Raw genomic sequence first — 15,934 nt, forward strand, 5'->3', positions numbered from 1 at the left:
TCTCCTGATGGCTTCCTTTTTTGGTTACGACGTAAACAGGAAGCCACTTTGTTTAGCGTGTAAACTGTGATTTCACTCATATAAACGTAGAGTTGTAACATTCATTTACAACTTCGGTGATCACGCTAACGAAATGTTAAGTATCATCTAGCCACTAGCTCTTAGACATAGCTGCGTTAACCGTGACAAATAATGTAGGCATATACTTGCATTAATGAACTTTTAACCCCATATATGTCTTAACAGATAATAATATTATTAACCCTAAGGGGAGTCTTCATGAACGATCGTAGTGTTAACCAGAGTGGTGCGTACGAAAGCGTGCTTTCTACAAACAAGGTACTTCGTAATACCTATTTCTTACTTTCAATGACATTAGTTTGGTCTGCTGTTGTTGCTGGTTTCGCAATGGCGATGAACCTTCCGCATCCAGGCCTAATCATTACGCTTGTGGGTTTCTACGGCTTAATGTTCTTAACTGAAAAGAACCGTAACAACTCTATGGGCCTTGTAGGTACATTCGCCCTAACTGGCTTTATGGGTTACACCCTAGGTCCGATCCTAAACATGTACGTTGGTGCAGGTATGGGTGATGCGATCATTACGGCTCTTGGCGGTACTGCACTGACTTTCCTTGCATGTTCTGCTTACGCGCTAACAACGAAACGTGACCTATCGTTCCTTAACGGTATGATTATGGCTGGTTTCTTCGCAATCATTGCAGCTGTTGTAGCGAACATCTTCCTACAACTTCCAGCGCTTTCTCTTGCGATTAGCGCAATGTTTGTTCTGTTCTCTTCAGCGGCTATTTTGCTGACTACACAGTCAATCATCCGCGGTGGTGAAACAAGCTACATCTCAGCAACTGTTACGCTGTATGTATCTATCTACAACCTATTCTTGAGCCTACTTCAACTTCTAGGCTTCATGGGTAACAACGATTAATCGTCACTTAGATTTTAAAAAGCACCTTTCGAGGTGCTTTTTTTATGTCTATTGATCATGCAACGACTCAAAGTGTGGGCCTATGATAGAGAAACTGCGCAACTTCTACTTGCAGGTATAGCAACGAATCACTATTCTTGCAGCGTTCCAAATGTTGAGGCGTACCATGCTTGAATTCCAAGGTAAATCGATTGAAACCGATGCTCAAGGTTACTTAAAAAACGTTGAGGATTGGACCCCAGAACTTGTTCCCATGCTTGCAGAAGAAGAAAGCATTACGCTATCAGAAGCACATTGGGAAGTGGTTCATTTTGTGCGTGAGTTCTACTTAGAATTCAACACCTCGCCAGCTGTTCGCATGCTAGTTAAAGCCATGGCGAAAAAGTATGGCGAAGAAAAAGGCAGTTCTCGCTACCTTTATAAGCTGTTCCCGAAAGGGCCAGCCAAGCAAGCAACCAAGCTTGCGGGCTTACCAAAGCCAGTAAAATGTATCTAGCTTGAAAAATGAGCAGTGTTCTATCCTTAGGATAACTCTGCTCTTTTTATTCAGGGCTAGTACTTTTACTGTTCACCGTTAACTAATCAGCGTTAACTTATAAGATTTCAAAACCATCAACATGGCGCCATTCCACCTCTTCCGCTTCTACGCTAGCGACCATTGATGTCTTCGGCCCTTCTTGTAGCCATAGCAACAACTGCGTAATTGCCTCTTCATGGCCACAAGCCAATACCTCTACAGAACCATTCGGTAAATTTTTCGCATACCCTGTTAAGCCACATTTCAAACCTTCATGGGCGGTGTGAAATCGAAACCCAACCCCCTGAACCCGTCCTTTTATACTTGCTTTTACACAAATCTGTGACATAGCTCACCTCAAGAAAACATTCATATTCCCGATAAAGTATTAACAGTTTTATTATCTTGCTGTGCATTATTGTTTATATAGGAACACACATGAAAGAAGTCGCTTTTCGATGGATTGATAAATACCTTATTCACCTGAAACTACAAGAAAAGTTCTACCTGCTTTTTCTTTTGCCTTTTATTGCAGTTATCAGCATCAGTGCAATTTTAGTCGATAGCGCGGGTAAACACCGTATTGAAAATACAACAAATCATGTTGCTTCAATGTCTGCGTTACTCTCTGCGAAACAAGTAGAACGTTCTGAAGCGAGTTCACTGCTGATCAACAGTGGTCTACGCATTGGTTCAGGTGAGATTTCTTCGACTGTTCTTGGTATGAACTACAGCATTAGTGCTGAAGAACCACAAAGTGTATTAAGCTACCTATCACCGCTTCAAATTGGTTTATCAAGCATTCTCATGCTTATGACATTGGCATCTATTTACTACATCATGTCCTTCATTGGTGGCGCGATGTTTACCATGCATAGAGCCTTACAAAACTTAGCGGATGGTGATTTAACAGGCCGTTTGAATTTTTTCCCTGTGCGTGATGAATTTAGCATGATAGCTATCACCATTGACCGTGTTGCAGAACGCGAACAAAAGCTAGTGCAAGCAACACAAGAAGCCACGGCGTTAATGCAACAAATTAGTAGCCAATTACGTCAAAGCACAATGCAAAGTGAATCACTGTCTTCTGGTCAACAGCAGCACCTTGATTCATTGGCAAGTGCGACAGAAGAAATGGCATCATCTATTCGTGAAGTTGCCACGCATGCACACGATACATCAGACCAAACGCGTGAAGCGCAAGCAGTTAGTGAAAAGGGTCGCGAACAAGTTAATGCAACTAAATCTGCGATTTCGGCACTTTCAGGCGAAATCAATCAAGCCTCTGATGCGGTTAGTGAGCTAGACAGTAATGCCGCAAAAATTGATGATGTGGTCACCACGATCAATAGCATTTCTGAACAAACCAACCTTTTAGCCCTAAACGCAGCGATAGAAGCAGCACGAGCAGGTGAACAAGGCCGTGGTTTTGCTGTGGTTGCTGATGAAGTTCGAACGCTTGCGGGCCGTACACAAAGTGCGACCGTTGAAATTCAAAAGATGATTGAAGCGCTACAAACCAATAGCCAACAATTGATCTCTGTAATGAAAAACACGGTTGATAACGCATCGAACAGTGAGCAGTTGATGGACAATGTTGATAACGAAATCGGGCAAATTACCGTGCGAAATCAGCAAATTTCCGATCGCAGTACTGAAATTGCAGCAGCCGCTGAACAACAAGGTGCCGTTGCAGACAACATTGCTAATAGCGTTGAGCAAGTACGTGAGCAATCTCGCCAAATCGCTGAAATGATTTCTGCCTCGGGCGGTGAAATTGAGCGTTTGAATCAACAAGCTGATGTACTGGAATCTTTAATGAGCGGCCTAAAAGCCTAACTTATTCGCTCATCTCAACATGACACACAAACAAGCCGCTTCTGCGGCTTGTTTTTTATCTCTACATGCCGAACAAGATACTTATCTACGCTCCACCCTCTATTATTATCGGCGAATCGCTTCAATACCTTGTTCAGATTGGTATTACGACCAGAAGTTGCTATTATGCGCCCCCAATATGAATACCCTACTAGGCTCGTCATGACAGCATCTATCTACTTGGTAAAGGGACGTGAAAAGTCACTTCGCCGTCGTCATCCTTGGATTTTCTCTCGCGGTATCGATCGCATTGAAGGTAAACCTGAACTAGGTGAGACGGTTGACGTTTACGACCACAAAGGCGAGTGGCTTGCTCGTGGTGCATTCTCACCGCAATCTCAAATTCGTGTTCGTGTTTGGACGTTTGATAAAAAAGAGAAAGTTGATGTTAACTTTTTCATTAATCGCCTTCAAAAAGCGCAAGCACTACGTACTATTCTTGCAGAGCGAGATGGCTTAACAGGCTACCGTTTAATTGCTGCGGAATCTGATGGTCTGCCTGGTATCACTATTGACCGTTACCAAGACTACTTTGTCTGCCAGCTATTAAGTGCGGGTGCTGAAGTACAAAAAGATGCTTTAGTAGAAGCGTTAAATACATGCTACCCAGATTGCAATATTTACGAACGCTCTGATGTTGCAGTTCGTAAAAAAGAAGGCCTAAAACTTCGTACTGGCGTACTATCAGGCCAAGAGCCACCACAATTCGTTGTTATCGAAGAAAACGGCGTAAAAATTAACGTTGATATCATGGGTGGCCATAAAACGGGTTTCTACCTAGACCAACGTGATAGCCGTGAAGCCGCGGTTAAATACGTCAATGGTAAGCGCGTTCTTAACTGCTTCTGTTACACAGGTGGTTTTGGTTTATATGCTCTTAAAGGTAATGCAAGCAAGGTTGTGAACGTTGATGTGTCTCAACACGCGCTTGATACTGCACGCTTGAACACTGAGATTAACGGCTACCCAGTAGAAAATGCTGAGTTCTTGAACGCGGATGTATTTAAGCTGCTTCGTGAATACCGTGAACGTGGTGAGCTTTTTGATGTTGTTATTATGGATCCACCTAAATTTGCTGAGTCTAAAAACCAGCTTGTAGGTGCATGCCGTGGTTACAAAGATATCAACATGCTAGCCATGCAGATCCTAAAACCTGGCGGTACACTGCTGACTTATTCTTGCTCTGGTTTAATGGATAACGGCTTATTCCAAAAAATCATTGCCGATGCGGCGCTTGATGCGCACCGTGAAGTACAGTTTATTGAACGTTTCAGCCAAGCGGCTGATCACCCACTAGACAGTGCTTACCCTGAAGGTTTCTACCTGAAAGGCTTCGCGTGTTACGTGAAGTAACCGTGAGTTAGCTTGAAAATAATAAGCCCAGCAATTGCTGGGCTTATTGTTATTTCATAGTAACCAAGAACGGTCTAGCCGTTAAAAATTACTCTTCAGCTGAACATAAAGCTTATCTTTACCCAGTTCACTATCCAGTCCACGTGCATAGCCAAACGATACTGGTAGGGTTATGTTGTAACCCAATTTAGCCTCAACTGTTAGCTGCAAGCCAGCACCTGTTAGCTGTTTACGCTCAGTACCGCTATCCCACATAGCACCAGAATCAACAAACACCGAGCCCGATATATCACCAAGCCCTACAGGGTACAAACCCCAGTTTTTCTCTACACGCCCAAGCCAAGATGTAAGTTCTAACCGCTGTGTGAAATAACGGTGACCACGCATTACATTATCATCATAACCACGTAATGCCTGTGTATCTCGCCCGAACATCACGGCTTCTTTTGCAGTGTTAACGCCGCCTAAGCGGAATGCTTTTGCATCATTATCAGCATAACCCGCACCCAAGCGTGCTGTTAGTGTCATACGGGCAGGTAAATCCCATGTTCCTAACCATTGCGCTTGATACTTCTGACCTTGGTAATCGGTTTTAAAGGCTTCATTAGTTTCAACGATCAAATCCGCATAATGACCCCAGCCTGTACCCGGCACGTTCAAATAGCCTTCACGGTTATCAAAAGCTACCCCTAAACCGACTAAAGCTTCGTTTGTGCTATTGAACGGTTTAAGGCCACTATTTGTCGGTTCAGATTCAACACCCTCATGGCTCCAAGTAACACCTGCATTAAGGCTTAACTGATCTTCAAATGCGTTAAAGATATTAGTACGCTGTATCGCAATATCGTCTTCACTCGTGATACGGTATTTATCATCGCCTTTCAGTGCTTTTTCAAATTCGTAACTACGCTGAGCTGATACGATCCAACGTGTATCGTATTGATAAAGCACATTGTAATTCGCCAAATTATTTGAAAAATCCCAACTTGCAGATACTAAGTAGCTATGACGATTGAGTGCGTCGGTACCCGAGGTAGATGCACCAACCAACGATTGCTGATCATCTAAACTTAACACGGGTAACCAGCTTCGAGGGTACAACGTAGAAAGCGCGCTATAAGGTTCTGGCTGCGTCTTTTCTACATGGTTGGTTACGGCTGGCGGGTAATCATGGCGCCCTTTCTTACTCGTAATTTTAAACTTGCTGATGGCTTTAGGCGATTGCATTTCACGCAATGTATAGCCATTTGAACCATATGCTTGGTATACCAAACCTAACTCAGGCTGCCATTGAGGAGCAAAAGCACCACCCACTTCACTGGTCCATTGCTCAACATCGCCGTTAGCTAAATCCATCACATAAATGTTATAGATGCCATCATAGTCAGCGCTATACATCACGCGACCATCATCTAACATCACAGGTGTACTTTCCGTTGCTTTAGTATCGGTCAATGCTTGCCATGTTCTCGTGGCTAAATCAAAGCGTTCAAGATTCCAGCCTTGCTGCGGGCGCTTTAATGTCGCAATAATAGCAGAGCCATCAGCTACAATGGCATAGTCACCTAAGACAAATTCTTCTGTTCCTTGCCACAACTTTTCTTGCTGGCTATCAGCTTTCGCATCAATCAACCATAACTCACTTAGCCCTCCAACTTTACGGCTAGTGACTAATTGCTGGCCATTTGGCATCCAACGCACTTTCTGGAATCGTGAATGATCCGTAATACGAGTCCAACTCTCTTCCTGATATATAAAAATATCATTGGTTAAGCGCCCATCGGCATAACTGATTGCACGTGAAACAGCAAGACCACCAGACGGGTGCGAATCCATAGCTGAGATGCCTTTGGTATAGCTTAGTCCCTGCCAATGAGGACTTCCCTCTTTTAGCGTCAGCGCACTCAACTGAGGACGATCTTCACCGTTAGATTGGTTCACTAATAAACCATGCACACTCGCCGCGGTTGTTTGCTGAAATAGACTGGTTTGAACATCTTGTCCTGTGACAGCGGTTGATTCTAACTGTGCGATTTGTTGGCTATATTTGTTATCTAAGTATTTTTCAAAATCTTGCCACAACGTTAGGAAGTCTTTACCAAAGGCTCTCTCTGCTGAACCACTTATCAAGAAATATGGAATGATTTTCCGACTGTAATCTTGTAAGTAATTTTCAATGGCTTTTTCACCATACGTAGTCGCTAAATAATCATAGAAGTACGCGCCGTAAAGGTAATGCGTATTAAATGGAAGTTCACGTGCAGAAGAAACCACTTGATTCAGCGATTTCTGTCCTTCAGCGATTTCCATGCGCATTTGCATCTCGAAATGATTACTTTCAAGACGTCCATACCCAAGCGTTTTATTGGTTTCTAAATAAACCGCTAGCCCTTCAATCAATAACGTTGGCGTGAGTGCATGTGGGAAAAGAAATGCTTGTCGCCCTAAAACATGACGAACACCTTTTACCGCCCCGTTACCCAATTCCATTTGAAGAATATGCGTATATTCGTGACGCAGTAAATTATGCATCCACTCATCATTGGATGCCAAGCTGCTAACATCATCAGGGGGTGACATGTATAAGCGAATTTGAGGGTAAGGAACCGGTGTCGCCCACCCATTTGAGACGTCCACGTCATCAACGAGAACAAGCTGTGTCTTTAGCCTTGGGGCGGTTTTAAAAAATGGGAGTAATTCAGTATGTACTCTTTCGGCAATGTCTAATGCACGGCTGGCATCTTGCTCATGACCATTGCGAAAGCTCACAGAAAAATGTTCTGAGTCTTGTGTTAGCCATGTTTGATCTTGCTTATCCCATGCAACAGGCTCGGCTGCCACATTGGAAACAACGACCATAGGTGCAACAAGCGCACCGACTAAGGCTAAAGGCGTTAGTGTCTTTTTCATAAATCCATTTCTTATTATTGCCTATCATTATGCAGGCGTATTTTTATATTTAATGCTGTCTTAATTTACAGTTCGCAAGCTGGAATAAAACACATCACCCAAACAGCATTAACCAAATAACATCAGAGTAAGGGGTTAACCATCAACACCGATTAAGTGAACGGTGTTTTATTGGGTGCTATATAAGCATAATTCGTTTGGTAATGTCTAGGAAATGAACAGTATTTTCATGGAACACAGCAAATTCACCGTCCCATTCATCCAAGAAAGCATAAATCTACCTCGATATATCAACGAGATTGCTCAACGATGAGTGGTGAAATATCAACCTATATAACAATTTAGGCGATACTCTCTCTGGTTACATTCATTTTCTGTTAAAGTGAGCAGTGTAAATTATCAAGCTGCGATATCACGCATTGACTCAAGGATAAGATATGAAACTTCGAACCGCATTTATTGCGCTTGCAGCAGCAAGTGTGAGCCTACCTGCACTAGCAGATGTAACTCTTACGCTACCATCAACGGCTGAATTAATTCTAGTCAATGGAAAGAGTGCAGAAGGTAACGACGCTTTAACGCTAAAAGACGGCATGAACCAAGTCGCTTTCCGCTATGAAGGTGGTTACCGCGATAATGGCGATTACACACTGTTTAGTTCAAATGTCATGATCATTAAATTTGATGGCACCAATGCGGACTACACACTGAAACTTCCTAACATCAAATCTGAGATAGAAGGCAGCCGTTTTAACAAAAAGCCTGTTATCACACTACTAGATGAAAATGATAAACCTGCTGAGTTTAAACAAGACAGACTTATCAAAAATGGCATCCAGTTTGGTCGTAACTTTGAAGCTGAAATTGCCGCGTATAACCAAACATCTAAACCGGCTGCACTTGCAGGCGCGGTAGCAGTAACCACACTACCTGCAGTTGTTGCGACCACGACTCCAGCGACAAATACGGCCGCGACGGTTGCACCTCAGCAAGGCGAAAATACGGCTGAGAGTATGTTGAATTACTGGTATTCACAAGCCGACGAGGCAACAAAAGCACGTTTTAAAGCACGTATAAGTCAGTAACCCCTCAGCTAAAAGCCTCTTGGAAATAAGCGCAGCAATTGTGTTGCGCTTATCTATTTTTCTTTTTTAATACTTATATCTTCCCTAAATTATCCGCTCTCATATCAATAGCCGCTAAATCTGTACATAAAAGCCGTTGTTCATAATATTTCCGTCAAAAACCTAAAGACGATGAAAGCATTGACCTAATGTATAGCTCTATAATTAAACAATATTTCACAATTATACCCTCTTCGAATATAGCTACATTATTAAGTTACCGCTGCAAAATAAGCATTGTTTTGTTACATGAAATCAACATCCATTTGGGACTAAGTATGTAATTCTAGACATTCTTAAGTGAATCATTTCTCTTCTTATCTATAGTTAGTTCACGACAAACATAAAGTTTCACTTTGTCGATTAAGAATGCGAATTTCATTACTATTATTTAAGGATGATGTCATGAACCACTCGAAACAAGGAAAGGTACTCAAGCAAAGCTTTATGCTGAGCACGATTGCCGTTTCATGTGCTCTAGCTTTTAACGCACAAGCCGCAATGGACTGTAGCAATATAGATAATTGGAACAGTACAACTGCTTACAGTGGTGGTACTCAAATACAAGAAGCTAATAAAGTCTATAAAGCCAATTGGTGGACAAAGGGAAATAACCCAGCCTCACACTCTGGTGCACATCAAGAGTGGAGCTTTGTTGATGACTGTGGCAACGGCGGTACCAACCAGCTGCCAACTGTCGCCATTACCTCGCCTTCTTCTTCTGATTCGATCATCAATGGCGATGTAGTTGCTATTACTGCTAATGCAGCCGATGCTGACGGGACAGTCGCTAAAGTTGAATTCTATGTAGGCGCAACCTTGCTTGCGACTATTACCCAAGCACCTTATGTTACTAATTGGACTGCCGTTACTGGTAACCAAGCCATTAAAGCGATTGCCTTTGATGATAAAGGGGCTACAGCTGAGTCTGTTACAACAGTGAATGTGACAGACACTTCAAATACAGTACCAACAACCGCAGTGACTTTGTCAGCAAACAGCGTCACGCTAGGTGATGTTGTTACCTTCACCGCAACAGCGGCTGATACTGATGGCACCGTTGCTAAAGTTGATTTTTATGTTGATGGATCACTGGTAGGAACAACTGCAACAGCCCCGTATACACTGGCTTACACCACAACTAAAGCAGGCTCACTCAACGTATTTACTCGTGCTACGGATGATTTAGGTGCTACGGGTGATTCCGCGATTGTCTCGCTTACCGTGAATAACGGTGCGGTAGTGAATAACTGTCGCCCTGATGGCCTATACCAAACCGAAGGTGTGAATGTTCCTTACTGTACCATTTACGACCAAGATGGCCGTGAGCAAATGGGAGTTGATCACCCTCGCCGTGTTATTGGTTACTTCACTAGCTGGCGTGCAGGTGACGACCCGCAAGCACAATACCTTGTCAAAGACATTCCATGGGAACAACTAACCCACATTAACTACGCATTCGTGAGCATTGGTTCTGACGGTAAAGTCAATGTTGGTGATGTTACTGACCCAGCTAATGCTGCAACAGGTAAAGAATGGCCTGGGGTAGAAATTGACCCTACATTAGGCTTTAAAGGTCACTTTGGTGCACTTGCAACCTACAAGAAAAAGCATGACGTTAAAACATTGATATCAATCGGAGGCTGGGCTGAAACTGGTGGGCATTTTGGCGTTGATGGTAAACGTATTGCTGATGGTGGCTTCTATACCATGACAACCAATGCTGATGGCTCAATCAACCATGCTGGTATTGAAACATTCGCAACATCTGCAGTTGAAATGCTACGTAAATACCAGTTTGATGGTCTGGATATCGATTACGAATACCCGACCTCTATGGCTGGTGCAGGTAACCCAGATGATAAAGCCTTCATGGAATCACGTCGCGCTTACCTATGGGCTTCGTACCAAGAGCTGATGAAGGTATTGCGTCAGAAACTTGATAACGCATCCGCTCAAGATGGTACGCACTACATGCTAACCATCGCTGCACCATCATCTGGTTACCTGCTACGTGGTATGGAAACATTCGATGTCACTAAGTACCTCGATTACGTCAACATCATGTCTTATGACTTACACGGTGCGTGGAATGATCATGTTGGTCACAATGCAGCCCTTTACGATACTGGTAAAGATTCAGAGTTGGCAATGTGGAATGTCTACAATACCGCAGCATACGGCGGTATTGGTTACTTAAACACTGACTGGGCTTACCACTATTTCCGAGGTTCAATGCCTGCGGGTCGTATCAACATTGGTGTTCCATACTATACGCGCGGCTGGCAAGGTGTTACTGGCGGTGAAAATGGCCTATGGGGCCGCGCAGCACTGCCAAACCAGGCGGAGTGTGGTGCAGGCACGGGTGAAGGTGAGAAAAACAACTGTGGTAACGGTGCGCTTGGCATCGACAACATGTGGCATGATCTCAACTCGGCAGGTAACGAGATGGGAGCGGGTTCAAACCCTATGTGGCATGCTATGAACCTTGCACAAGGTATCTACGGTACTTACACCGCAGCCTATGGGTTAGACCCAATCAATGATCCACAAGATAAACTAGTAGGTAGCTATACTCGCAACTACGATAGCGTGGCGGTTGCCCCTTGGTTATGGAATGCAGAGAAAAAAGTCTTCTTATCCACTGAAGATAAAGACTCTATCAATGTTAAAGCTGACTACGTCATCGACAAAGGCATTGGTGGCATCATGTTCTGGGAGCTTGCCGGGGATTACAACTGTTATGTGCTAGACGCTAACGGTAATCGTGCAGGCGTAGATGTCAGTGAGATGTCATGTAAAAACGGTAATGGTGAATACCACATGGGTAACACCATGACCAATGCCATGTACGAGAAGTTTAAATCAGCAACACCTTATGGCAATAAAGTAGCAACAGGTGCAATTCCAACTGAAGCTCTCGACATTGCTATCTCTGTAGGTGGGTTCAAAGTGGGTGATCAGAACTACCCAATTAACCCTAAAATCACATTCACCAATAACACTGGTCATGCATTACCTGGCGGTACGGAATTCCAATTCGATATTCCAACATCGGCACCTGATAATGCAAAAGATCAATCTGGTGGTGGCCTAAAAGTTATCGCTTCTGGCCATACTCAGGCGAATAACATTGGTGGTCTGACAGGTGAGATGCACCGCGTTGCCTTTACCCTTCCATCATGGAAAGAGTTACCTGCTGGCGGTACTTACGAACTTGATATGGTTTATTACTTACCAATCTCAGGCCCGGCTAACTACGCTGTGACTGTAAATGGTAAAGAGTATGCCTTTAAGTTTGAGCAACCAGATCTACCACTAGGTGACATCAGCGGTGGTAATAACGGTGGTGGTGACAATGGCGGCGGTGACAATGGCGGCGGTACATGTAGTACGACAGGCCTAAACGTTTATCCTAACTGGCCACAAACAGACTGGGCAGGTAACCCAAGCCATGCTAATCAAGGCGATAAAATTGTGCACAGCGGCGTAGTGTACAAAGCTAACTGGTGGACTAGTGCCGTTCCTGGAAGTGATGGTAGCTGGGCAACAGTATGTAGTGTGAAATAACATTCATTAAGCAAAAATAGAGTGCAGGGATTACCCTGCACTTTTTGATTACCTAGAACGAAAAAACCAGACACGATTTACAGGAAAAAACCCATCCCCTCGCCCAGTTAGCTCCCCCCTAACACACAAGAGTAAAAATACGCGACAAACTGTTCAAAAACCGACCAATCAGTTCAGCGGTTACATTTCCTCACTTTTATCTCATCAATAAATCCATTTACAATAAAATACAGATACTTATTATTCATGTTTTGACCATTATTGTTCATTAGTCCATTTAGCCTTGTAGGATTAACTAAACTATAATTAAACAGCGTTTGGTTTATAAGCACTTGTTATTAATATCTAAGAATTTCAAAAAACAAAATAATCCTAGGACTTTCACTCTTTTATCTTGAATTTCATTTCAAGTCTCATGACTAAACATATTCATTTTTTATGGTAAAGTCTCAATCCAATTTTTAATTTACTAATTAAATGAGTATTTAAGGGAAATGAAAAGGTTCACTAGTCTAGTTTTATTGGCTTTGTGGTTTGTATCTTTTAACAGTCTTGCTGCTAACTTTACACAGCAAACCAATAAAGCACAGACACAAGATGTTATTATTAAATACGCATTTAAAGCTGCAAAGCTAGAAAATATAATGGATTATCAATTATTTAAGGATGGTTATTTAGCTTACGATCATACGAAAAATAAAAAGAAATCTATTCTGACAATTATTGATTACAGCAAACCATCCACACAAAAAAGATTCTTTGTGATTGATTTAAAAAAGAATAAGCTTCTATACCACACTTTTGTTACTCATGGCGTTAACAGTGGTGGTAAGGTTGCTAATCGATTTTCTAACGTAGTAAATTCAAAACAAACATCTTTAGGCACTTTTCTCACAGATACCACTTACCAAGGTGGCAATGGCTATTCATTAAAGCTTGATGGCTTAACCAAAGGCATCAATGATAACGCGCGTCGACGTTACATTGTTATCCATGGCGCCGATTATGCCAACGAAAGCTTCATCAAACGTAATGGCTACCTAGGCCGTAGCTGGGGTTGCCCTGCACTACCTAAAGCACTGTCAAAATCAATCATTAATACCATTAAAGGTGGAAGTGTTATTTACGCTCATGCGTAATGACATTGGCAAATAATTGCATATAAAAATCAGTCACAACAATAAATAAAGAAAGTTAGTAAACTGGCACACCTTAAGTGTTTGAGATTTAAATAGTATATTTTATTAATGACGGCGTAGGTTTATATAACCAACGCCGTCAGCCTTATATTGCAACGCGTTATTACTTCCTTGCTTTTGCTCGTGAAACCACTACCAAACGGTTCTCTAATACCTTTTTCTTGGTTGTGCTCGCCTTGTCTATCTCACGTAATACACGTGCTATTTCACTGTCTAAATACTTAATTGTTTTGGTTTTTGTTAAAGATCGAATGACCTTTTCTGCATTTGTAGGTATTGGCTGCTCGAGCGCCCATAGGTAGCTATAATCGCCACTTTTAGGCGGTGTTTTTTTCACTTCAACAGGTGGCTTTGCCATATCCGCAATTCGACCAACCTTATCGTAATACTGATGAACCAGTTCTGAACGATAAAAAGGCACTTCACCTTGAAGATACAATGCATTGCCAACATCCGTGGCAATACTTACTTTCGCTTCTGGAACAAAAGTGCTCGCACACAAACGCTCGCTATCTTTGGCATTTTCTGTGGTGTAAAACACATTTGCGGTTTCTTTTGCCCGTGTTAAGGCCACATACGCTAGACGGCGCTCTTCTTCTGTATCTGCACCAATACTCGCGGCAGAGCGATTAACATAGGGAAAGGCATCTTTATCCCAATAGGGTAAATACACATGGCGGTACTCACAGCCCTTTGCTCTGAATATTGTCGTGAGTTGCACACCATGCGCCGCTTTCTCACGTTGATGAACTTGTCCTGTTTGGTGGGTATAGTATTCAAAATACTGTAGCGCTTTGGCACAGTTTTGATCCATTGTGTCTAAAACCGTTTCAATGCTATCTAAGCGCTCTAAAGCTTCTTCAATCTCAGAGTTAGTCGCTTCGGTTTTCCAAATCCAATTGTCTAACAGGCTATCTTTTCGGTACTGTCGATAAACTTCAACAGCCTTGAATGCGCCTTTTCGCTCGATGCGGGTCAGTAGATCTAGCCGATCGATGAAACTATCGAGATTAGCTTCTTTGTTCTGCGCTTTTTGCTTCTCTGCGTAACTTAACCATTGCGTTGTTGGCAACGCAGCGACAGCTGCACACATTGGTTGCAACACTTTATTGGGCACATAACAGTGGGGAAAGCACATTAGGTTAAATAATAAGCCTGATTTTTGCTGCTCCGTCCCATCTCTAAAACGACCCGTTGTAAATATCATCAAATCCATCAGCAGTCTAACTTCACGGCTATTGGATAACACTGACGGTATCGGCATTTGATATGGGATCTGCTTAGAAAGAAAAGCGAGCTCAAATAGCAAAGCTTGAGACCAGCGACGGACTAAAATCGCCATATCATGGCTTTGAACATCATTCGCAATATGATCGTGGATCGATTGTGCAATTTCGCCAACCTGACGGCTACTTCCATTCACATGCACATGGGTATTGTCCGACTTAGCATTAGCGACAGTGATAAAATCTTGAAATCGATTTTTATTTTGTGCAATCAACTGCCCAGCGGCCAGTGCTAAAGAGTGACCAAAACGAAAAGTGTTAGACAAGGTGTAGGTTGTTGCAGGCGCAAAGTCACGTTCAAAATTGAGCATGAATTGAGGGGCACTACCCCGCCATTTATAAATACACTGGTCGACATCACCCACAGCAATAAGCTGTGCTTGGTCACCCAACAATGCCTTTAGCAAAGCATATTGCGCGTTATTGATATCTTGGAATTCATCAACCACCAGCAAGCGGATCTGATTTTGATACTGGGTGCGAATCGCCTCAGATTGCTTCAGCACTTTTACCGATTCAACCAGCCAATCATCAAAGAACAATTTCTTGTGTTGCTTTCGAACCGTCTCAAATTCTCGATACGCATCGAGAATAAAACGATATTCATGGTTAATATCTGTCAGCTCAAAAACTTCTTTCGGCGGCAGTAAATAGGCTTTCACTAAGCCTATAAAATTCATCAAAAGTTCGATGGTTTTCGGATCTTTAATCAACTGCTGCCGTTGATACGATTTTTCCTGCTGAGCAATACCACGAAGGATCTGCTTCGCAAAGCGCTTATCTTGCTCGCCTTCATTAAAATCAATTTGATAGCCTGTTTCTCGCAAGTACCCAGTTTGATTTAAAAACTTCAAACAAAAGCTATGGAAGGTATGCACAGGGACATCCTGCATAACACCCGATGCATGAAGTTTTTGTTTAAAATCAGACCGAATGTCTTTGTTAAACATCAGAACGAGCATTGAATTAGCCGAAATCGATTCCAGCTTTTGCCCAATCAAGCCAACTAAAGTTGTTGTTTTACCTGTGCCCGCACCCGCGATACACACGGCATTACCATCTTGGTGCTGAATAAAAGCATCTTGTTCTGAAGTAAAGGTCGTCATAATTCTAACAGGCTAAAAAATATGACTGCAATTTTGCCATAAATTG

The 15,934-nt window shown here is 42.7% G+C and carries 10 protein-coding genes; 7 read left to right on the forward strand and 3 right to left on the reverse strand.

The window, feature by feature from the left end; translation table 11 throughout:
• Positions 1–279 precede the first annotated feature (279 nt).
• Together OCU87_RS10455 and tusE are read left to right on the forward strand one after the other, a co-directional pair.
• Positions 280–945 carry a Bax inhibitor-1/YccA family protein gene (locus tag OCU87_RS10455; protein WP_062690481.1) on the forward strand — a complete coding sequence of 222 codons (666 nt, stop codon included), beginning with the start codon at positions 280–282 and terminating at the stop codon, positions 943–945.
• Between the two features lie 166 nt (positions 946–1,111).
• On the forward strand, positions 1,112–1,441 hold the full coding sequence (gene tusE / locus OCU87_RS10460; protein ID WP_062690480.1) for a sulfurtransferase TusE: 330 nt from the start codon (positions 1,112–1,114) through the stop codon (positions 1,439–1,441).
• Between the two features lie 97 nt (positions 1,442–1,538).
• On the opposite strand, the gene yccX is transcribed toward tusE, so the two are convergent.
• A complete protein-coding gene (yccX, locus tag OCU87_RS10465) occupies positions 1,539–1,811 on the reverse strand; it encodes an acylphosphatase (protein WP_261857076.1) in 273 nt (90 codons plus the stop codon).
• Between the two features lie 89 nt (positions 1,812–1,900).
• On the opposite strand from yccX, the gene OCU87_RS10470 reads away from it, so the two are divergent.
• Positions 1,901–3,301, forward strand: coding sequence for a methyl-accepting chemotaxis protein (locus tag OCU87_RS10470; protein WP_062690479.1), 1,401 nt, complete (start codon positions 1,901–1,903; stop codon positions 3,299–3,301).
• A gap of 201 nt (positions 3,302–3,502) precedes the next feature.
• On the forward strand, positions 3,503–4,693 hold the full coding sequence (locus tag OCU87_RS10475; RefSeq protein ID WP_062690478.1) for a class I SAM-dependent methyltransferase: 1,191 nt from the start codon (positions 3,503–3,505) through the stop codon (positions 4,691–4,693).
• Between the two features lie 81 nt (positions 4,694–4,774).
• Here OCU87_RS10475 and OCU87_RS10480 read toward each other — a convergent pair whose 3' ends face one another.
• On the reverse strand, positions 4,775–7,603 hold the full coding sequence (locus tag OCU87_RS10480; RefSeq protein WP_261857077.1) for a hypothetical protein: 2,829 nt from the start codon (positions 7,601–7,603) through the stop codon (positions 4,775–4,777).
• Positions 7,604–8,040: 437 nt separating this feature from the next.
• Between OCU87_RS10480 and OCU87_RS10485 the strand changes: the two genes are divergently transcribed.
• From OCU87_RS10485 to OCU87_RS10495, 3 genes are all read left to right on the forward strand, one after another.
• The gene (locus OCU87_RS10485; protein WP_062690476.1) at positions 8,041–8,688 is read left to right on the forward strand and encodes a YccT family protein; all 648 of its coding nucleotides are present in this window, start codon (positions 8,041–8,043) and stop codon (positions 8,686–8,688) included.
• Positions 8,689–9,132: 444 nt separating this feature from the next.
• On the forward strand, positions 9,133–12,297 hold the full coding sequence (locus OCU87_RS10490; protein ID WP_261857078.1) for a chitinase C-terminal domain-containing protein: 3,165 nt from the start codon (positions 9,133–9,135) through the stop codon (positions 12,295–12,297).
• Between the two features lie 494 nt (positions 12,298–12,791).
• Entirely contained in the window at positions 12,792–13,436 is a 645-nt protein-coding gene (locus OCU87_RS10495) for a murein L,D-transpeptidase catalytic domain family protein (protein ID WP_062690475.1), read from the forward strand.
• 163 nt (positions 13,437–13,599) lie between these two features.
• Here OCU87_RS10495 and OCU87_RS10500 read toward each other — a convergent pair whose 3' ends face one another.
• Entirely contained in the window at positions 13,600–15,888 is a 2,289-nt protein-coding gene (locus OCU87_RS10500) for an ATP-dependent helicase (RefSeq protein WP_261857079.1), read from the reverse strand.
• Positions 15,889–15,934 lie beyond the last annotated feature (46 nt).

Source organism: Photobacterium sanguinicancri (genome assembly GCF_024346675.1).
In the GTDB taxonomy this organism is placed as follows: domain Bacteria; phylum Pseudomonadota; class Gammaproteobacteria; order Enterobacterales; family Vibrionaceae; genus Photobacterium; species Photobacterium sanguinicancri.